Genomic DNA, 19,829 nt, shown 5'->3' with positions numbered 1-19,829 from the left:
CGACCAGCGCAACGCAGGCGCAGCGGCGTGCCCCCGCCCAGACGCGCCGACCGCACAGGCGACGCACTCATGCCTGCAATACCCCGACTTCACGGCGCGGCGGATTGCGATCGACGCGCATGGCTTCCCAGACGGTCACTTCGCGCGGCCTCGCGAGCAGCTCGGGCAGCGCCTCGTGATACGCCTGGCGGTACGGACGGTTCAATTGCTCCTCGAGCACGTCTTCATGGCTTTCCCAGGTTTCATAGAGCATGAGCCGATGCGGGCAATCCGGGTCGCGATGCAGGATCGCCTGATGGAAATTCGGCTCGACGCGCATCGCATCGAGCACGCCGTCGAGCAGGCTCATAAAACGGTCGAGCTTTTCTGGAACGACCTGAAAGCGAATCACGTAAGTCACGGACATCTCGCCACTCCTGATCAATCGCACATGCAGACAGTTATACTCGCCAATAGCTGACAACCGATGTCATGAATTTTTCGGAGAATGCCATTGCGTCCAAGCCGCCTCGTCTCGATGCTGCTGTTGCTGCAGGTCAAAGGGCGCGTGACCGCGCAAGCGCTTGCCGACGAATTCGACGTATCGGTGCGCACGGTCTACCGTGACATCGATCAACTGAGCGCCGCGGGCGTACCCGTTTATGCGGACCGCGGGCCGGGCGGCGGATTCGCGCTGCTCGACGGCTATCGCGCGCGGCTGACCGGCATCACGAAGGCGGAGGCCGAGACGCTGTCGATTGCCGGTCTCGCCGGCGCGGCGACCGATCTTGGCCTGTCCGAACAATTGCGCGCCGCGCAGCTGAAGCTTGTCACGGCGCTGCCCGATGCGGCGCCCGACGCCTCGCGTATCGGCTCGCGGCTCCATATCGACCCGGTCGGCTGGCATCGCCGGCCCGCGCGGGTGCCGCACCTGACGCTGCTTGCAGGCGCAGTGTGGGAACAGAAGCGCATCGCGATGCATTACCTGAGCTGGGCATCGTCCAGTTCAGGTAATGGCGGCGCTCAACCCGAGCACGAGCGCGAACGGATTCGCGACCCGCTCGGGCTCGTGCACAAAGCCGGCGACTGGTACCTGGTCGCGCGGGCGCGCACGCAACTGCGCATCTACAAGGTCGCGAATATCACGCACCTGAGCGTGCTCGACGAGACCTTCGAGCGGCCCGAGGCGTTCGATCTGCGCAGCGAATGGGCCGGCTCGGTCGCGGCATTCGAAAAGAGCCTGTTAAAAAACGTCGCGCGGCTGCGTCTTACTCGGGAGGGGATGTTGCGGCTCGACCGGCTTGGCGCGGCGGCCGTCGAACAGGCGCAAAGCACGCCGCCCGACGACGACGGCTGGCAGGAAGTCACGCTGCCCATCGAACAGCTCGACTATGCGGCCGAGCAGTTGCTCGGCTTCGCAGGACAGGTGGAGGTGCTCGAGCCGCCCGAATTGCGGCTGCGGCTAAGGCGTCTCGCGCAGCGTATCGCGACGCTGAACGCCGGCTAACGCGCACGCCATGCGTGCGTTTTCTGCCAAACGAACTGTGATTCGAGCCAACCCGTCAAAGTGTGCATCCTGCGGCGCCGCAGCTTGTGTAATGTCGAGGCTGAATATCCGCGCATTGGCGCGTCAGCATGGTGGAGACCTTATGCAGATTCTTCTTTTGGCCCTCGCGGCGGTCGCATTCGGCGCATGGACGACCTATCTTCTCGCGACGAGCATTCCTGAAAAGCTGATGTCGCGCTCGGCACGCCATGGGCGCTACGCGGACCTCGCCGGCAGCGAAACGGCCGATGCCCGGCCGGTGGCAGGCGGCCGTCGCTTTGGCCGTAACCGAAGCCGCAGCAAACTGGCCGAGCAGTAACGGCGCACGGACCGCGATCAAGCGAAAGCCTGCGCCTGAAGCCGCATGCACGGATCGCTGTGCCGATCACCGCGTGGAAGGCGAGTAAAACAGGAACGCAAAAATGTTCTGCCAGCAAACCCGCGAGCCGCAGGCTAGCCCCGATGAGGCCCGACTATCCCCAGCTTCGCAATGCGGCGGTATAGCGTTGCGCGCGAGATGCCAAGCGCCTGCGCGGCCGCATTCGGGTGCCACTGGTGCCGCGTCAGCGCATCGACAATACGGGCCCGTTCGTCGGCGGCATGCGCGAGCGACGCAGGCGCCACAAACGTAGGACCGCCGGCCTCGAATTGCCGGGGCGCAAGCATGGCCGCGACGTCCGGTGACAGATGGCGCAAATCGACGCGCGTCGCATCGCATACCGCGCACGCGTAGCGCAACACATGGCGCAGCTGCCGGATATTGCCCGGCCAGCCGAACGCGCAGAGCCGTTCGGCGAGGTGCGCATCGAGCGTCAGCGCGTGGCCGGCGCTTTGCGCTTCTTCATCGAACACTTCATGCACGACATCGAGGATGTCCTCGCGCTCGCGCAACGGCGGCATATGCAGCGTCGCGCCGCTTAGCCGGTAGTACAGGTCCTCGCGGAAAGCGCCGACGGCCACCATCCGCTGCAAATCGCGATGCGTCGCACAGATGACGTCGATATCGACGCGCACCGGCGTATCGCCGCCCAGCGGCATCACCTCGCCTTCGGCAAGCACGCGCAGCAGACGCGTCTGCAGACTGAGCGGCATATCGCCGATCTCATCGAGAAACAGCGTGCCCGTATGCGCCTGTGCGATCTTGCCGCGCGCGCCGCGGCTCTTCGCGCCGGTGAAGGCGCCCGGCGCATAGCCGAACAGTTCGCTCTCGATCAGCGCTTCCGGAATCGCGCCGCAATTGACGGCGACAAAGGGCCGCGCGCGCCGCGTGCCCGAATCGTGCAGCGCCTGCGCGAACACTTCCTTGCCGACCCCGGTTTCGCCGAGTATGAGGATCGGCAGCCGCTTGCCGGCGATGCGCAACGCGACCTCCGCATTGCGTGCAATGCGCGCGTCGCGGCTGCGCAGAAAGCGGCCCAGCGCGCCGGCGTCGCGCGAGCCGCTCCCGGTTGCGCTCGACAGGGACGTGAGCACGGAGGAACCCGCAATCGCGCGCACGCCGCGCGATACCCGCTTCAGCGGCTCGCGGATGCGCGCATACAGCAGCGCGCCGCTCGCACGCAAACGCAGCGGCACGATCGTATCGCCGCGCGCGACGTCATGCAGATGCATCGCGGACGTATCGAAGATGTCGTCGATATGGCGCGGGCCGGCGAGGCCCGCGATGCATTCCTGCGCTTTGCGGTTCGACGCGGCGATATTGCCGCATTCGTCGAACGCGATCAGCACTTCGGGCTGCGCTTCGACGAAGTTGCGGCTTTGATGGCCGAACAGCACCCAATGCTGCGTGGTCTGATTGAGGAAGTAGCCGTCTTCGATCAAGGCCGCGCTTTGCCGCACGAGTTGAAACACGAGCCGCTGGCTGTCGCGGTTATCGGGCGATTGCACGGCCGACGCATCGAGCACGCCGATCAGCTCGCCCGTCGGCGTGAAAATCGGCGATGCGCTGCAGGTCAGCGTCGTGAACGCCGCGCGAAAGTGATCGATCTTGTGCACGGTGATCGGCGCGAGATCGGTCAGCACATTCGCGACGGCGCAGGTGCCTTCTTCGCGTTCGGACCAGCACGAGCCGATATGAAGCCCCGCATGCCTGAAGTCGCTGCGCCGGTCGCGCTCGAGCCGGTAGTCGATTGTCACGCCGTGCGCGTCGGTCAGCATCACGCAGTAGTCGGCGACGCGAATCATCTCGTGGAGCCGCGTCAGGCACTGCCCCGACGCGCGCAGAAACGCCTCTTCCCTGGACTGAACCTCGCGCAGTTCGGCCGCGGTCAATACACGCGGACCGACCACCGAACCGGGGTCGAGGTGGTACTGCTCGAACGAACGCTGCCAGGATGACGCCAGACGCACGGAATTGGCCGGGGCCGGAAGGCGTCCTTCAATCGCTCCACGCACACGATCAAGATGCTGGCGTTGAGCAACATATGACATGTTCAGCTCCAAAGGTACGAAACGTATTCAAAGCATCATGTTCTTTAGCACACCCATCCAGGCGGTTCACGCCGCAATGCAGCACGCAATCGTATGACGGGTCCGTCGCGAACGCGCCAGGAGATCGTTTGCGTGCACTGTACAAGTATCGCTCACTCCGTCATTCGTCGCTAAGTTTCCACCTCTAGATTCTCCTTTGCCTCGCTACGGTCCGATCCTCGTTGCCGTGTTGGGGGCATTCTTATATCGGAGATATCAATGAAGCAAGTCTTTATGAATCGCACCTCCATCGCGAGCACCCGGTTTGCTGCGCCGCTGGCGTTCCCGCAGTCTGTCGCTCCATTGGCAAGTGCAATCATCGCTGTACCGCTGGTACCCGCAACGATTGCTGAGTCGTCGGTCGTTGCTCAACCGGCCGTGCAGTTCAATCACTGAAACGGTTGAACGGACCCCCGCAAGCGCGGGGGATTCCAGCCGGGTTGCAGAAGCCTCGCCAAACGACAGGTGAATGGACAATGGAAATGCCGACCTATTTCATCAAACTGGTAAGCGGGAAAATCCTGCTTTGGGACTACGAATCGCAGCGGCAATATGAAATCACACAGGAGGAAATGACGGCTTTGCTCGAGCATCATCTGACCGATGACGATTCCACGCGAACGGCCGGTCGGGACATATGCGAGGAATTCGAACGCGCCAATCTGCTTCGCAGAAATGGCGGACAGATGGACGCGTGGGGAGGCGGCATGCTGTCCCGAATGTTTCATCTTGGCACGCAGGTGACGCTCGAAGAAGGATCCGAACTGATACAGGATAGCGAAGCGGAATATATTCAATGGTCGTCGCAGATTGCCCAAACGCCGGTGAATTTTCTGCTCGAACGCGAGGGCGCACGATACGACCTGCCCGATCCGCAAATGGGCGAACTCGAATCGATGTCGTTATGGCAGGCGCTGGTCCAGCGTCGAACGACTCGCGACTTCCTCGCATCCGACGTCACGCTGCAACAGGTCGCAAACATCCTGTATGCGACCTTCGGTTTCGTTCATGGTATGGGGCGAACCGATCTCGCGAACGGCGGATTCGTTTCGCTTGGCAACCGGAGAACCTCGCCATCCGCGGGCTCGCTTCAGGCAACCGAAGCGTATCTGATCGCGAAAAGGGTGAGCGGACTCGAACCGGCGATTTATCACCATCAGTCGCATGCACACAAGCTGGTACGTATCAGGGACGATTTTGATCAAGCGACGCTAGGCGGCCTGCTCGGCGGGCAAGCCTATGCGAACGACCTGGGGTTCGGCGTGATTCTGACGACGCGGTTCGATCGTTTGTTCTGGAAGTATCCAGGCGATCGCGCGTATCGGATGGCGCTCACCGAGCTCGGCTGTCTGGCGCAGACGTTCCAGTTGTCGGCCACCGCATCGGGGCTGAACTCGTGGCTCACGGGTTGCCTGTATGAACGCGAGTGGAATTCCTTGCTTCGTGTCGATCAAGTCGACGAATCGGCCATGTTTTTCCTCGGCGCCGGTATCGGAACTGGCCAGCCTTTTAGCCGTCGTGCGCGCGAACTGGCAATTTCCTCTCAGGCGAGCCAGGCAAACATGCGGTGATGTTCAATGCGGATCGCCATGCCGTGATGCACGCGCAAAGGCCGACACCGGCTGATTTCCTGCTCATCGTTGCGGCCGGCAACAGGGCCGTGTCAGGCGGGCAGTGCGTTGCAACGTGGCGCGTCGGGCAAAAGCGAACCGCGCCAGGCGCGAAGCGGTCAGCTTGCCATTCGCAAGCAGCGCGTGCATAGCATTGCATAAATGGTTGTTTGGATCGCAGCCCGACAGCGGCTAGAGTCATCGGATGACGTCCGGAACATCCGGCTCGATCGAGCGTGTGTGGCCGGGTGAGGTAAAAGGTGGCGTGACAGGATATGAACTCGGGGAGCGAAAATGAGCGATTTCGTTATTGATCGTGCCGTTTCGGTGCAAGCAGGCCTGAACTATCTGATCCCGAACGGCGAGCGGCCTGTCACGTACGCATACGAGCCGCCGTCGGGCGTGCCGCAGCGAAGCGGCAATTATCGCCATTACGACGTGACGATTCGCAACGCGCGACTGGAGCCGCCGCCTGGCGGTTTGTCGATCGATCGCAACGGATTCGAACTGCATCGTCATGTCAGCGCGCTTGCGGACTTTTCATCGCGCGACGCAATCGAACGGGTCTACTACCCGGAGGTGGAGCGATTGCTCAAGCGCTGGACCGGAGCCGCGCGCGTCGTGATTTTCGATCATACGGTGCGCGACGGATCGCAGACGCGCACAGCGGGCGAGCGGGAGCCGGTGAAGTTCGTGCACAACGACCAGACCTTCGTTTCAGGACCGCGCCGCGTGCGCGATCACCTGCCTGCGCACGAAGCGGATCCGTTGCTGGCGTCGCGCTTCGCGATCGTCAATCTGTGGCGGCCGATCGGTCACACGGCCGCCGAATCGCCGCTGGCGCTGTGCGATTCGCGCAGCATCGATCCACGCGATCTCGTGCCGTCCGATCTCGTCTATCCGGACAAGGTTGGCGAGACATACGCGTTCGTGCACAACCCGAAGCATCGGTGGTACTACTTTCCACTGATGACGCCCGACGAGTTTCTGTTGATCAAGATCTACGATTCATCCGGCGTGGATATTGCGCGGTTGACGGCGCACACCGCATTCAATGACCCGACGTCGCCGGCCGATGCGCTGCCTCGCAAGAGTATCGAGGTGCGCTCGTTGCTCTCTTTCTGAAGCGCGCTTGACGGGACGGTGAAGGCGTCAGGTGCACGAGCGCCGGCCCGATGTTCATCGATGACGATACAGACTGCTCGTCCCGAGCGGCTGCGCGCTGCGTCATATCGAGAGCGATGCGTCGACCGAGAACACCGATACTGCCTGATTCAGCTTCGACGCCTGCTGGTCCAAAGACAACGCAGCCGCGGCCGCCTCTTCGACCAGAGCCGCATTCTGCTGCGTGACGCCGTCCATCTGCGTCACGGCAAGCGCGACCTGCTCGATCCCTCTTCTCTGGTCTTCGCACGCTGCTGCGATCTCTTCCATGATATTGGTCACACGCCGCACCGCTCCGATGATTTCAGTCATCGTGCGCCCGGCCTGGTTGACGAGGGCGGAGCCTGATTGCACACGCTCGACCGATGTGTCGATCAATTCCTTGATTTCCCTGGCTGCCGCCGACGAACGCTGTGCAAGGCTTCGCACCTCACCGGCAACGACCGCGAAGCCACGTCCGTCCTCGCCGGCCCGGGCCGCTTCCACGGCCGCATTGAGCGCGAGGATATTGGTCTGAAATGCGATGCCTTCGATGATCGCGATGATGTCGGCGATCTTCGTCGAACTCTCATTGATTCCGCCCATCGTGCATACCACCTGGTCGACAACGGCACTCCCTTCGCTCGCAATACGCGAAGCGTTCGTCGCGAGCAAGCTCCCTTGGCGCGCATTCTCCGCATTTTGACGAACTGTCCCGGTCAGTTCGTCCATGCTCGATGCGGTTCGCTGCAATGCCGATGCCTGTTCTTCAGTACGCAATGACAGGTCGGTATTGCCGGCCGCGATCTCACGGGTCGCGGTCGCGATCGATTTGCTGCTGCCGCGAACCGACTGAACCGTTTCGACGAGACTGCGTTGCATCTTCGCAATGCCTTGCAGAAGCTGTCCCATCTCGGTGTGCAGCTGCACGCTAACCGCACGGCGAAGGTCGCCGGCGGCGATTGAGTCGAAATGGTCAAGCGCTTGCGCAAGCGGGCGGCTGATCGCGCGGCGCAACGTCAGGTACGAGCCGGCCGCTGCCGCGAGTCCCGCGCATAGTGCCGCGATCGTGAAGATCCGCAGGACAAAAAACGCAGACTGTGCCTGATTGAAGCCTTGTCTCGCCCGTTCGAACACGTGCTTGAGCAACGCGTCGTCGGCGGCCGCGAGTGCGCCGTACGTAACCTGCAGCCGGTTCGCGTGATCTGCAAGCCCCGCCTGGTCCGCGATGCCGGCTTCATCGCTGGCGCCGATGGCGGCCGCGAATCCGTCGAGCGCGACCTTGTATGCGCGCCGCTTTTCGGCGACGTCCTGTGCGAGGAGGTGTTCGGCCGCCTCCTGGGGGAACTTCAGGTATCGGTTCCACCAGGATTCCGATGTGTCGTACAGCGCGCGTGCGCGTTCGGCGGTCGGCTTCGCGTCGGGGGTGCCGATCACGAACGACGCGCGGTCGAGCTCCATCCGAGCCCGTGCCGCGAAGATCTCGGCATTGCCGATATCGGTCACGCCAGGCATCTGGTTGTCGGTGGTCTCCCGGTATGCAGCGTTCGTGCGGCTCGTGCCGACGAGACCCAACCCGCCGGTCGCGAGCAGCAAGCCGGCCAGAAACGCAACCGTGAGCCCGATGCGCGCCTTGATGGAAATGCCGCGTGTCATGTTGAACCCATGTTGAGCCTTTGCGAATGCGCACTAACCGGGATCAGAACTTGTGCCTCAGCGCCAGCCGCACGAACAGCTGGTGATTCGACGAAGATTCGCCGAGCGAGTCGATATCGGCTCTCGCAGGGCGTCCCAACGAATTTGTACCGCTCGCGATCTGGTAGACGCCTTCGAAGTAGAGGTCTGTTCTTTTGGATAGCGAATTGTCGACGAGGAAGCCGAACTGGTTGAAGTGCTGGTCGCCGAGGTCGCCGACAACGGAGTTCCCTTTCGTATAGCTATAAACAAGGCCAAGGAACCAGTACGGATTGAACCGGATTTCACCATTGACCTCGATCGTATTGAAAACCGCCGATTCGCCGTTCAGGTTGCCGATATTCCCGTACCGCACATTCGAGTAGTTTGTTGCGATCGCAAACTGGCCGAACGTATACGCGGCGCCCGCGACGATGTCCTGCCAGGAACTGGCGGGATGAGCGCCCGCGAGGTAGCCGGAGTTGAGCGGCGTGTAGATGCCGGTGGTTGCCGGCGGTGCCGCGTTCGCGTTGCTATTCAAAGGTGCGCCGACATTGGACGGATTCTTCGCGAATTCGTACGCAACGCCCGCAATGAACGCGTTGCGCGCGTACAGGGCACCGAAGGTATATGCGCTGTTCTGGGAAATGTCGCCCGCTACGCCGCCGAGCGTCGCCGTTGCGTTCAGCGTGAGTCCCGCAAGACTGGGGCTCGTATACTTGATGGTGTTGTTGAGCCGGTTGCTGCGGATCATGTTGTCGATGTCGCCCGGATGTCCCGCACTCGTGCCCCATGCATCCTGAGGTCCGAACGCCGCCGACATATCGGACACGCTGTCGTATTGCCGGCCAAGCGTCAGGCTGCCGTATTGGGCCTGCGTGATCCCCACGAAGGCCTGGCGTCCGAAGAACGTGCCCCCTTGTGCGAGCGCGCCGTTGTTCAGGTTCATCCCGGATTCCAGTGTGAACACCGCTTTCCAGCCGCCGCCGAGATCTTCCGCACCTTTTACGCCCCAGCGGGAGCCCCACGGTCCGCTGACCGAATCGAGGCCAAGCTGGCTGCCGCCGACACTTTTACCGTTGACCGTCTGCCGGACGTTGTTGAGATATTGCACCCCTTCATCGATGACCCCATACAACGTGACGCTGTTCTGTGCGAGCGCGGTGGTGGAAAGGCCGGCCAACCCGATGGCGAGAAGCTGTCGTTTCATTATAGTGAACCCCTGTTGAGCTTACTTATTTGTAAGTTGTACAAATCGATACGCCAGTGCAACTTCCTGACCTCATGATTGCGTTGGCGTACGGCAACACGAGACTGTCTGCGTTTGCGACGACGCGACACAAGCACGCGAACGCAAACGCAAACGCGGACAACACACTCTCATCCCAAAAGCCTGAGAGTTCACCGAGCACCATTAGGCGAAATTCGTCGTGAGTGTCGTTGAAGTGTGTTCCATGTATGGAACGACGTTTGTTGTATGGAATATCTTAGCGCCGACCGAAAAAAGATCAAAAACAATTTCTCTTGGGGTTTACGTGTAACTGCCGGCATCGGGGCCTTGAAATTCGGCACGAAAGTGGATGGTGGGGAGCAACTCGTCAGCGGGCGATGCATGTCTTTACGCGTAGCACGACCGTGCCGTGCGATGCGCCGGCGAAGAGGGCGCACTCGCAGGGCGGGCGGAGCCACCGTCGCGCTATCATTCAGGCTTGTATATCAAGATCAGCAGGCAATGGTCACTTATGAAAAAAGACAATGCGACCGCACGAGAGCGTAGACGGGCCGGGGTGGCCAAGGTCGCGCTCGAGCATCCTCCCATCGCATCGGGTAGCCATGATGAACTCGCTGAAATGAGTTCTGACGGCGAGAGCACGTCTTCGTATCTGGTGCCGGGGCTTGAACGCGGTTTACGCATCCTGTCGGAGTTTTCCGCGCGCGAACCGGAGCTTGGCGCGCCAGAACTGTCAAAGCGGATCGGTATTCCCCGCACGACGACATTCCGGTTACTGCAGACACTCGAAGCGCTTGGCTTTCTCGAGCGGGCGAGCAGCGACCGGCATTTCAAACTCGGCGTCGCGGTGCTTCGGCTGGGCTTTGAATACCTGAACTCGCTGGAACTGACAGAAGTCAGCACCGCGGTCCTCGAGCGCCTGCGAGATGCGACCGGGCTGAGTACGCATTTGCTGATTCGCGATCAGCGTGATGTCGTGTTTGTGGCGAAGGCGCAGGCGCGCGAACCGATGTTCAGCTCCGTCAAGGTGCATGTCGGCACGCGGCTGCCCGCGCATGCGACCGTCCACGGCCAGATCCTGATGGGCGATCTGACGCTCGATGAACTGAAGCAGCTGTATCCGGAACGCAAGCTCGAGCGGTTTACCGATCAGACGCCGGCAACGGTCGACGAACTGTACAAGCGCATCCGCACGACCGCCGCGCTCGGTTATGCGACCAGCGAAGCGTCGTTCGAGCGCGGCATCTCGGTTGTGACCGCGCCGGTGCGGGACCAGACGGGCGGCATCGTTGCCGCGCTGACGGCGACCGTGCCGCGTTCCGATCTCGGTGAGACCGCCGACCGGGAGCCGCTCGTCACCGCGGTGTGCAGTGCCGCGCTCGACGTGTCGACGCGCCTCGGCTATCGCCCGAACCCGGATGATCCCACGGTCATGCTCGCTCAACGCTCTGCCATTGCGTCACGGTAACAGCCGTCGGCCGCATCTTCTCTCTCTTCATCGACCTGCCTTGATTGGTGCGTGACGGCTCGCGCGAAGCGATCGCTTCGCGTCGCGCGCCGTCACTGCCGCACGTAGCGGAATAGCAAAGGGCGCCCCGCCCTCTGCCGGTCTCAGTCGCCGTCGTCTCCGCTTATTTAGCATCGCCAGGCAAGGCTGCGCAAAGCATGGCACGCCTTTGCCATGCTTCAGCAGTGGCACGTCCCACCACATATCGCTGCTGCGCGAAGCCGCTCCGGCGCGAGCCATTTCGCCTGTCCGTCCAGCGCGTTTTCACCACTTCAGGGTTTTCCCCAATTCGGCAGATTGATTTCTTTTCTGCCGAATTGGCGCGCTATAATACCATCCATAAATCGTTGTTCCTTATATGGAACAAATCTCGACCCGCAGAAAAGGTGAGGCATGGCAGAGGAATGGCGTTGCGCCGGACGTGTCGGCGAACTTTCCGATGACGCTCCGATCGAGTTCAAGCTCGATGGCGCAGAGATTGGCATCTACAAGGTGGGTGACGAGCTTTATGCACTCGAAAACGTCTGTCCGCATGCGTACGCGCTGCTCACGCAGGGCTTTATCGATGGCGACACGGTTGAGTGCCCGCTGCACGAAGCGGTTTTTCACATTCCTACCGGCAAATGCCTGAAAGAGCCTGGCGGCCGCGATCTGAAGACGTACGCGGTGCGCCTCGCCGGCGAGGAAATCCAGATCAAGGTCGTATGACATGAGAGAGGCAATCGTGAACTTCAACCCGTTTCTGAAGCCATGGCACGCACCGCAACCCAATAACGTCGCCGGCAAGGGCGTCATCGAGCAGCCGGGTCAGGTGGAGAACATGGTCTGGCAAACGCGCAAGGCCGAGCCCACGCAATACGAGAACGACTTCGGCAATGCGCTCGAAAAAGTGTTCGATTCCGGCGCACTCGAACTCGATGAAGTTGCGGCCGGCCTCAACCATGCCGGCTTTCGCACGCCGGACGGCGACGCGTGGGATGCCGCGCGCCTCGCCGCCGAGTTCCAGCGGCTCGCCGAATGAACGCGCCGCCTGAGCGCCTCTCGCAAAACTTTCGCAGCAGCCCGTTCGTATTCGCATCCGGAGTCTTCTTATGACGTTGCCCTTTACCGAAGCCGCAAGCTCTGCCGATCCGATTCAGGCGTCGATCAATCGCGGCCTGCGCAATTACTGGTATCCCGTCGCGCCGAGCTGGCAAGTCGGCGACGCGCCGATCGGCATCACGCGGCTGTCCGAGCAGATCGTGCTGTGGCGCGATCGCGAGGGTCGCGTGCATGCGCTCGAAGACCGCTGCCCGCATCGTGGCGCACGGTTGTCGCTCGGCTGGAACCTCGGCGAGCGCGTTGCATGCTGGTATCACGGCATCGAAGTGGACGGCAGCGGAACCGTGCAGAAGGTGCCGGCGGTGGCCGCCTGTCCGCTCGAGAAGCAGACCTGCGTGAAGTCGTACGCGGTCGAGGAACGCGCGGGCGCAATCTTCCTGTGGTTCGGAGACGACGCGCATCGCGAGCCCGTGCCACTGGTTCTGCCCGATGAACTGGTCGACGACTCGCAGTACGCGCATTTCCTGTGCATGTCGAACTGGAAGTGCAATTACCAGTACGCGATCGACAACGTCATGGACCCGATGCACGGTGCCTATCTGCACGCGACGTCGCACTCGATGGCGGAAGGCGACAAGCAGGCCGACATGCGCGTGCGCAAAACCGATACGGGCCTGATGTTCGAGAAGGTCAACCAGCGCGACGTGAATTTCGACTGGGTGGAGTTCGGCGAAACCGGCTGCCTGTGGATGCGCCTCGCGATTCCTTATCGGAAGAAGTTCGGCCCCGGCGGCAGCTTCGGCATTGTCGGCTTCGCGACGCCGGTCGACGATAAACACTGCCAGGTTTACTTCTGGCGTACCCGAAAAGTGACGGGCTGGCAGCGCGATGCGTGGCGTTTCCTGTATCGCAACCGGCTGGAAGGGCTGCACTGGGCCGTACTCGAACAGGATCGCGTGGTGCTCGAGAGTCTCGCGCCCGATGCGCGCGAACATGAATTTCTCTACCAGCACGATGTCGGCATGACGCGCGTGCGGCGCCTGTTGCGCCAGCGTGCCCAACAGCATGCCGAACAACTTGCCGCGTTTGCCGCGCAACAGACTGCCGCCGCGCCTGCAACCGGAGCCGCGCATGCCTGACGCCAATCGCGTGATACCCACCGGTTTGCGCGTGCTCGTGACGGGCGGCGCGCGCGGGCTGGGCGCGGCATTCGTCCGTGCGCTGGCCGAACGCGGCGCGCGCGTCGTGTTCGGAGACGTGCTGGAAGAGGAAGGGCGCGAACTCGCGGCCGAACTGAGCGCGCAAGGACTTGCCGCGCAGTTCGTACCGCTCGACCTGAACGTGCCCGCGAGCGTGCAAGCGTTCGTCGAACGCGCGGCAGACGCGCTCGGCGGCATCGATGCGCTGATCAACAATGCGTCGATCACGAACTCGGGCGGCAAGCTCGCCGGGGAACTGAGCATCGAAACGTGGGACGCGGTGATGGCGGTCAACGTGCGCGGCACGTGGCTCGTATCGACTGCGGCGCTTCCGTATCTGCGCGACTCGGGGCGTGGCGCGATCGTGAATCTCGCGTCGGACACGGCGCTATGGGGCGCGCCGAAACTGCTCGCGTATGTCGCGAGCAAGGGCGCGGTGATCGCCATGACGCATTCGCTCGCACGCGAATTCGGTGAGCACGGCGTCACCGTCAATGCGATCGCGCCGGGGTTGACCGAAGTCGAAGCGACCGCGTATGTGCCGGCCGAGCGCCACGAGCATTACCGCAAGGGCCGCGCATTGTCGCGCGCGCAATTGCCTGCCGACGTGACGGGCCCTGTGCTGTTTCTTCTGTCCGATGCCGCGCGCTTCGTGACGGGCCAGCTGCTGCCGGTCAACGGCGGCTTTGTAATGCATTGAATCTTGTCGAATCGAAAGGAGAAATCATGGCGGACACGGATCTCGAACGTAAGTCGTGGGACCAGCCGGCCGAGGCGAGCTTCGGGCAATGGATGGAGGCGCGCGTCGCGCGCTTTGCAACGCGCCGCTACGACTGGGACGCATTGAAGTTTCAGGCGGACTTCGACCCGAAGTATCGCCGCGCACAGATGCGTTACGTCGGCACCGGCGGCACCGGCGTCGCGAAAGACATGAACACCGTGCCTGCCGGCGGCTTCACGTTTTCGACGATGGTGATTCCGGCCGGCAATATCGGTCCGAGCCACATCCATATCGACGTCGAGGAAATCTTCTTCGTGCTGCGCGGCAAGATGAAGGTGGTCTGCGAAAAGGACGGGCAGACCTGGGAAGCCGTGCTCGGAGAGCGCGACCTGATCTCGGTGCCGCCGGGGGTTTATCGCACCGAAATCAACGTCGGCGAAGAAGACGCGCTGATGTGCGTGATGCTGGGTTCGCCGAAGCCGATCACGCCGACCTATCCGCCCGATTCGCCGCTCGCGAAGATCAAGCGCTGAGCAGGTATGCGCGCCATCCCCTTCGTCATGCCGATGTCCGTTCGATGCCTCGCAACCGAAACCATGTCCGCTTCGTCAATCGACACTGCCGTCGCCACTGAAACCGAACTCGCTGCGCCGCGCCATCGCGCGCTGCTTGCGCGCTTCACTGCGCGCCGGTGCGAGCTGCCGCGGGGGCGCGTGCTCGGCTATCGCGAAGCGGGCACGCATGCCGGCGCGGTGCCGCTGGTGTTGCTGCACGGCATCGGCTCGGGTGCGGCGTCGTGGGTGCAGCAACTCGAAGCACTGAGCGGCAGCCGGCGCGTGCTCGCGTGGGATGCGCCCGGCTACGGGGAATCGACGCCGGTCGATGCGATGTCGCCGTTTGCGGCCGACTATGCCGCGGTACTGTGCGCTTGGCTCGACGCGCTCGGTGTCAGCCGTTGCGTGCTGGTCGGCCATTCGCTCGGCGCGATTATCGCGGGTGCGTTCGCGGCCGCCCATGCGTCGCGTGTGGCCGGTCTGTTGCTATTGTCGCCGGCGTCGGGATACGGCGCGGCGGACCCGGATGTGCGCGTGTCGAAGCGCGAACAGCGTCTTGCGGCGCTCGCCGGACTGGGGCCCGCGGGCCTCGCTGCGCAACGCAGCAACAACATGCTGTCGCCGCGCGCCGACGACGACGCACGCGCATGGGTACGGTGGAATATGGCGCGCGTATTGCCTCGCGGTTACGCGCAGGCGACGCATCTGCTCGCAAACGCCGACCTGGCTGCCGACCTCACGGGCGCTCCGGGGCGCGTCGCGGTCGCCGTCGGCGCCGCCGACGCGATCACACCGCCGTCAGCGTGCGAACCCATCGCACGGGCTGCGCAGGTAACGCTGCAGATCGTGCCGCACGTGGGCCACGCCGGTTATGTCGAAGCGCCGGCGGTCTATAGCGAACTGATCGACACGTTCTGCCGCATGGCCGACACCATGCCCGCGGCGAGCGAAGGGGAGGCGCCATGACATCGGACCATCAACCCGCCGCACGCGACGACGATGCGCAGTCCGAAACGGGCTACCGCGTGCCCGGCCTCGAGCGCGGCCTGCGCATCCTGTCGGAGTTTTCCATGCGTGAGCCCGCGTTCGATGCGCCGGAGCTCTCGCGACGCCTCGGTATTCCTCGTACGACGGTGTTCCGGCTGCTGCAGACGCTCGAGTCGCTCGGATTCGTCGAGCGCGTCGACAAGGATCGCAATTACCGTCTCGGCGTCGCGGTGCTGCGGCTCGGCTTCGAGTATCTGAGTTCGCTGGAACTGACCGATCTTGGTCAACCGCTAATCGAGAAATTGCGCGACGAGACCGGCTTTACCGCGCACATCCTGATTCGCGACGGCAGGGACGTGGTGTTCGTTGCGAAGGCGCAAAGCCATGCCGCGCCGTTCAGTTCGGTGAAGGTGAATGTCGGTACACGTTTGCCGGCTCACGCTTCGACGCACGGCCACGTGTTGATGGGCGACCTCGCCTTCGACGAACTGATTGCGCTCTACCCGGAACACGAACTCGAACGCTATACGCACCACACGCCGCCGACCGTCGACGCATTGCATGCGGCGATCTGCGCGGACGCGCAACGGGGTTTTGCGATCGGCCAGTCGACGTTCGAGAGCGGTATCTCGGTCGTGACCGCACCGGTGCGCAATCACACGGGCCGCATTGCCGCCGTGATCACGACGACGATCCTGAGTCCGCAAATCGACACTGCGCTGATCGAGTCGGGCCTCGTCGACAAGGTGAAGCATGCGGCCGACCAGTTGTCGCTGCGGCTCAACTATCGATCACACGAGGCGCCCAATACGCCCAATACGCCCAATACACGACCCAGCGCAGACCGCAACGGCTCCAAGAAGACACTGGAATTGCAATGATTGAAATCGATTTGACCGGACAGGTTGCGGTGATCACGGGCGGCTCATCGGGCATCGGACTCGCGACAGCCGAGCTGTTTTTGCGCGCGGGCGCCTCGGTTGCGATCTGCGGGCGCGACCTCGCGCGGCTTCTCGCAGCCGAAGCGACACTGCGGGAACGCATACCGAACGCGTCGTTGCTCGCGGTGTCGTGCGACGTGCTCGACGCATCGGCGGTCGATGCTTTCCGGCGCGATGTGCACGCGCAGTTCGGCCGTGTCGACATGCTGATCAACAACGCAGGACAGGGCCGCGTGTCGACCTTCGCCGATACCACCGACGAAGCCTGGCGAGAAGAGCTTGACCTCAAGTACTTCAGCATCGTCCGGCCGGTCCGTGCATTCCTGCCGATGTTGCGCGAGGCGGCCGGCGCCGGCAACGCCGCGATCGTCTGCGTGAATTCGCTGCTGGCGCTGCAGCCGGAGCCGCATATGGTCGCGACATCGTCCGCGCGTGCCGGGGTGCTGAGTCTGACCAAATCGCTCGCGGTCGAATTCGCACCGTACGGCGTGCGCGTCAATTCGATCCTGATCGGCATCGTCGAGTCCGGGCAGTGGCGCCGGCGTTACGCCGCGCAAGCGCAGCCCGGCCAGAGCTGGGAAGCCTGGAGCAGCGAACTCGCACGCAAGAAAAACATTCCGCTTGGCCGCTTCGGACGTCCGGACGAAGCCGCACGGGCGCTCTTTTACCTGGCCACGGCGCTGTCGTCGTACACGACCGGCACCCATATCGATGTCTCTGGAGGCGTAGCACGACATGTCTAGCAAAACTACCGTTGGCGAACTGATCGCTGCCTTTCTCGAGCAGTGCGGCGTTCGTACCGCCTTCGGCGTCATTTCGATTCACAACATGCCGATCCTCGATGCCATCGGACGACGCGGTGTGATCCGCTATGTCGGCGCGCGCGGCGAAGCCGGCGCCGTGAACATGGCCGATGGCCTCGCGCGTGTGTCGGGCGGCCTCGGCGTGGCGTTCACAAGCACAGGCACTGCAGCCGGCAATGCGGCCGGCGCGATGGTCGAGGCGTTGACGGCGGGTACCGCGTTGCTGCACATCACCGGCCAGATCGAGACCGACTATCTGGATCAGGACCTCGCGTACATCCACGAAGCCCCCGATCAGCTCTCGATGCTGTCGTCGATCTCGAAAGCGGCATTTCGCGTGCGCTCGGTCGAAACGGCGCTGCCGACCATCCGCGAAGCCGTGCGTGTTGCGCAAGCGGCGCCGGGCGGTCCGGTCAGCGTCGAGATTCCGATCGATATCCAGGCCGCGCTGATCGAATGGCCGTCCGATCTGACTCCCCCGCATGTCACGACGCTCACGCATGACAGCGCGCGCGTCGAGCGTCTGGCCGATACGCTGGCGAATGCGAAGCGGCCGCTCCTGTGGCTTGGCGGCGGCACTCGCCACGCACGGGCGGAAGTGGAACGGCTCGTCGCGCTCGGCTTCGGTGTCGTGACGAGCGTGCAGGGGCGCGGCGTGCTGCCCGAGGATCACCCGGCGTCGCTCGGCGCGTTCAACGTGCATCCGGCGGTCGAACGGTTCTATGCGAGCTGCGATGCGCTCGTGGTCGTCGGCTCGCGGCTGCGCGGCAACGAGACGCTGAAGTACAAGCTCGGTTTGCCGCAACCGCTTTATCGCGTCGATGCGGATGCCCTCGCCGATAACCGCGGTTACCGCAACGAACTGTTCGTGCACGGCGACGCGGCCGCGGTGCTGCGCGAGCTGGCCGACCGGCTCGAAGGGCGCCTCGCTATCGACCCCGCGTTCGCACAAGACCTTGCCGCGGTTCGCGAAGCCGCGGTATCCGAAGTGGTGGAGGGCCTCGGACCGTACCGCCGCCTCGTCGACTCATTGCAGCGCGCGGTGGGCCGCGACTACAACTGGGTGCGCGACGTGACGATTTCGAACAGCACGTGGGGCAACCGGCTGCTGAAGATCTTCGCGCCGCGCGCGGGCGTGCACGCACTCGGCGGCGGCATCGGCCAGGGCATCCAGATGGCGATCGGCGCGGCACTCGCGGGCGCTGCCGCGAAAACGGTATGCCTTGTCGGCGATGGTGGCCTGATGGTCAACGTCGGTGAACTCGCGACCGCGGTGCAGGAAAACGCCAACGTGATGATCGTGTTGATGAACGACAAGTGCTACGGCGTGATCCGCAATATTCAGGATGCGCAATACGGCGGCCGGCGCTACTACGTCGATCTGCATCAGCCGGATTTCGCGCAGTTCTGCTCGAGCCTCGGTTTGACGCACTACCGCCTGCACTCGCTCGATGAAGCCGACGAGGTCATTGCGCAAGGTCTCGCGAAGGAGGGGCCGGTGCTGATCGAAGTCGACATGCTCGCGGTCGGTTCGTTTGCGACCGCGTTCGCCGGACCGCCCGTCAAAAAGGAGGAAACCGAACATGCATAGCGCGCTGAACCCGGAAAAACAGGGGCCGCTGAATATCGCGATGATCGGCTTCGGCGCGATCGGCCAGGCCGTGTATCGCGCGGTCGCGGTCGATGCGCAGGTGCATGTGTCGCATGTGATCGTGCCCGAAGCGCACGCGGCCGCCGTGCGTGCGACGGTGGGCGCCGACATCGACGTCGTGACATCGGTCGCCGCGCTGTCGAGCCAGCCCGACTTTGCGCTCGAATGTGCGGGGCATGGCGCGCTCATCGCTCATGTCGTGCCGCTGTTGAAGGCCGGAACCGATTGCGCGGTCGCATCGATCGGCGCGCTCTCGGATACCGGGCTGCTCGATGCGCTGTCGGCTGCGGCCGAAGAGGGCGCGGCAACGCTGACGCTGCTGTCCGGCGCGATCGGCGGCGTCGATGCACTTGCAGCCGCGAAATTTGGCGGCCTCGACGAAGTGCTGTACACGGGTCGCAAGCCGCCGGTCGGCTGGCTCGGCACGCCGGCGGAGGACGTGTGCGACCTGCGCGCGCTCGCGAACGAACGGGTCATTTTCGAAGGCAGCGCGCGCGACGCGGCGCGGCTTTACCCGAAAAACGCGAACGTCGCGGCGACGATCGCGCTCGCGGGCCTGGGTCTCGACGCGACGACAGTGCGGCTGATCGCCGATCCGAACGTGACACGCAATGTGCATCGCGTGCTCGCACGTGGCGCGTTTGGCGAGATGTCGCTGGAAATGAGCGGCAAGCCGCTACCCGATAACCCGAAAACATCCGCGCTCACCGCGTTCAGCGCGATTCGCGCGCTGCGCAACCGCGCGGCGCGCTGCGTGATCTGAGCGAGACCCG

At 63.4% G+C, this 19,829-nt stretch carries 20 protein-coding genes; 16 read left to right on the top strand and 4 right to left on the bottom strand.

Translation table 11 applies throughout. From position 1 onward, the window contains the following. Positions 1 to 67: 67 nt before the first annotated feature. Positions 68 to 406, bottom strand: a complete 339-nt coding sequence (locus ACYPXD_RS27745) for a putative quinol monooxygenase (protein WP_459719044.1) — start codon at positions 404 to 406, stop codon at positions 68 to 70. Between the two features lie 81 nt (positions 407 to 487). On the opposite strand from ACYPXD_RS27745, the gene ACYPXD_RS27740 reads away from it, so the two are divergent. Beyond that, the gene (locus ACYPXD_RS27740) at positions 488 to 1,486 is read left to right on the top strand and encodes a helix-turn-helix transcriptional regulator (protein WP_459719040.1); all 999 of its coding nucleotides are present in this window, start codon (positions 488 to 490) and stop codon (positions 1,484 to 1,486) included. 142 nt (positions 1,487 to 1,628) lie between these two features. After that, the gene (locus ACYPXD_RS27735; RefSeq protein WP_459719036.1) at positions 1,629 to 1,844 is read left to right on the top strand and encodes a hypothetical protein; all 216 of its coding nucleotides are present in this window, start codon (positions 1,629 to 1,631) and stop codon (positions 1,842 to 1,844) included. Between the two features lie 134 nt (positions 1,845 to 1,978). Here ACYPXD_RS27735 and ACYPXD_RS27730 read toward each other — a convergent pair whose 3' ends face one another. After that, positions 1,979 to 3,955 carry a sigma-54-dependent Fis family transcriptional regulator gene (locus ACYPXD_RS27730; RefSeq protein ID WP_459719033.1) on the bottom strand — a complete coding sequence of 659 codons (1,977 nt, stop codon included), beginning with the start codon at positions 3,953 to 3,955 and terminating at the stop codon, positions 1,979 to 1,981. A gap of 258 nt (positions 3,956 to 4,213) precedes the next feature. Here ACYPXD_RS27730 and ACYPXD_RS27725 point away from each other — a divergent pair, with 258 nt between their 5' ends. From ACYPXD_RS27725 to ACYPXD_RS27715, 3 genes are all read left to right on the top strand, one after another. After that, on the top strand, positions 4,214 to 4,390 hold the full coding sequence (locus tag ACYPXD_RS27725; RefSeq protein ID WP_459719030.1) for a hypothetical protein: 177 nt from the start codon (positions 4,214 to 4,216) through the stop codon (positions 4,388 to 4,390). An 86-nt stretch (positions 4,391 to 4,476) separates the two neighbouring features. Next, entirely contained in the window at positions 4,477 to 5,565 is a 1,089-nt protein-coding gene (locus ACYPXD_RS27720) for a SagB/ThcOx family dehydrogenase (protein ID WP_459719026.1), read from the top strand. 333 nt (positions 5,566 to 5,898) lie between these two features. Next, complete coding sequence (locus tag ACYPXD_RS27715; protein ID WP_459719023.1) at positions 5,899 to 6,729, top strand: CmcJ/NvfI family oxidoreductase; 831 nt, start codon at positions 5,899 to 5,901, stop codon at positions 6,727 to 6,729. Positions 6,730 to 6,831: 102 nt separating this feature from the next. Here ACYPXD_RS27715 and ACYPXD_RS27710 read toward each other — a convergent pair whose 3' ends face one another. Further along, positions 6,832 to 8,403: a methyl-accepting chemotaxis protein gene (locus ACYPXD_RS27710; RefSeq protein WP_459719020.1), complete on the bottom strand. Its 1,572-nt coding sequence runs from the start codon at positions 8,401 to 8,403 to the stop codon at positions 6,832 to 6,834. Between the two features lie 43 nt (positions 8,404 to 8,446). Continuing rightward, a complete protein-coding gene (locus tag ACYPXD_RS27705; RefSeq protein ID WP_459719017.1) occupies positions 8,447 to 9,631 on the bottom strand; it encodes a porin in 1,185 nt (394 codons plus the stop codon). Between the two features lie 640 nt (positions 9,632 to 10,271). Between ACYPXD_RS27705 and ACYPXD_RS27700 the strand changes: the two genes are divergently transcribed. The 11 genes from ACYPXD_RS27700 to ACYPXD_RS27650 all read left to right on the top strand — a co-directional run bounded on the left by ACYPXD_RS27700 (position 10,272) and on the right by ACYPXD_RS27650 (position 19,819). Continuing rightward, on the top strand, positions 10,272 to 11,120 hold the full coding sequence (locus ACYPXD_RS27700; RefSeq protein ID WP_459719649.1) for an IclR family transcriptional regulator: 849 nt from the start codon (positions 10,272 to 10,274) through the stop codon (positions 11,118 to 11,120). A 432-nt stretch (positions 11,121 to 11,552) separates the two neighbouring features. Continuing rightward, the gene (locus ACYPXD_RS27695; protein WP_459719012.1) at positions 11,553 to 11,867 is read left to right on the top strand and encodes a non-heme iron oxygenase ferredoxin subunit; all 315 of its coding nucleotides are present in this window, start codon (positions 11,553 to 11,555) and stop codon (positions 11,865 to 11,867) included. Between the two features lies 1 nt (position 11,868). Continuing rightward, positions 11,869 to 12,180 (top strand): recombinase-like helix-turn-helix domain-containing protein, encoded by a 312-nt coding sequence (locus tag ACYPXD_RS27690; protein ID WP_459719008.1) that lies wholly within the window; start codon positions 11,869 to 11,871, stop codon positions 12,178 to 12,180. Positions 12,181 to 12,250: 70 nt separating this feature from the next. Then, positions 12,251 to 13,339, top strand: a complete 1,089-nt coding sequence (locus tag ACYPXD_RS27685; protein WP_459719005.1) for a Rieske 2Fe-2S domain-containing protein — start codon at positions 12,251 to 12,253, stop codon at positions 13,337 to 13,339. Further along, complete coding sequence (locus ACYPXD_RS27680; protein WP_459719002.1) at positions 13,332 to 14,099, top strand: SDR family oxidoreductase; 768 nt, start codon at positions 13,332 to 13,334, stop codon at positions 14,097 to 14,099. The genes ACYPXD_RS27685 and ACYPXD_RS27680 overlap by 8 nt, the downstream gene beginning before the upstream one ends. 26 nt (positions 14,100 to 14,125) lie before the next feature. Beyond that, a complete protein-coding gene (locus ACYPXD_RS27675) occupies positions 14,126 to 14,653 on the top strand; it encodes a cupin domain-containing protein (RefSeq protein ID WP_459718999.1) in 528 nt (175 codons plus the stop codon). A gap of 63 nt (positions 14,654 to 14,716) precedes the next feature. Beyond that, positions 14,717 to 15,640, top strand: coding sequence for an alpha/beta fold hydrolase (locus tag ACYPXD_RS27670; protein ID WP_459718997.1), 924 nt, complete (start codon positions 14,717 to 14,719; stop codon positions 15,638 to 15,640). Continuing rightward, positions 15,637 to 16,542, top strand: coding sequence for an IclR family transcriptional regulator (locus ACYPXD_RS27665; RefSeq protein ID WP_459718994.1), 906 nt, complete (start codon positions 15,637 to 15,639; stop codon positions 16,540 to 16,542). The genes ACYPXD_RS27670 and ACYPXD_RS27665 overlap by 4 nt, the downstream gene beginning before the upstream one ends. Continuing rightward, on the top strand, positions 16,539 to 17,345 hold the full coding sequence (locus ACYPXD_RS27660; protein WP_459718992.1) for an SDR family oxidoreductase: 807 nt from the start codon (positions 16,539 to 16,541) through the stop codon (positions 17,343 to 17,345). Before ACYPXD_RS27665 ends, ACYPXD_RS27660 begins: the two co-directional genes overlap by 4 nt. Beyond that, positions 17,338 to 18,996, top strand: coding sequence for a thiamine pyrophosphate-binding protein (locus tag ACYPXD_RS27655; protein WP_459718988.1), 1,659 nt, complete (start codon positions 17,338 to 17,340; stop codon positions 18,994 to 18,996). Before ACYPXD_RS27660 ends, ACYPXD_RS27655 begins: the two co-directional genes overlap by 8 nt. Then, positions 18,989 to 19,819 (top strand): aspartate dehydrogenase, encoded by an 831-nt coding sequence (locus ACYPXD_RS27650; RefSeq protein WP_459718985.1) that lies wholly within the window; start codon positions 18,989 to 18,991, stop codon positions 19,817 to 19,819. Before ACYPXD_RS27655 ends, ACYPXD_RS27650 begins: the two co-directional genes overlap by 8 nt. The last annotated feature ends 10 nt before the right edge of the window (positions 19,820 to 19,829 follow it).

The sequence above is a fragment of the Paraburkholderia sp. 2C genome (assembly GCF_054589215.1).
The sequence above is the reverse complement of the archived record's forward strand: the minus strand, read 5'-3'. Positions and strand labels throughout refer to the sequence as shown.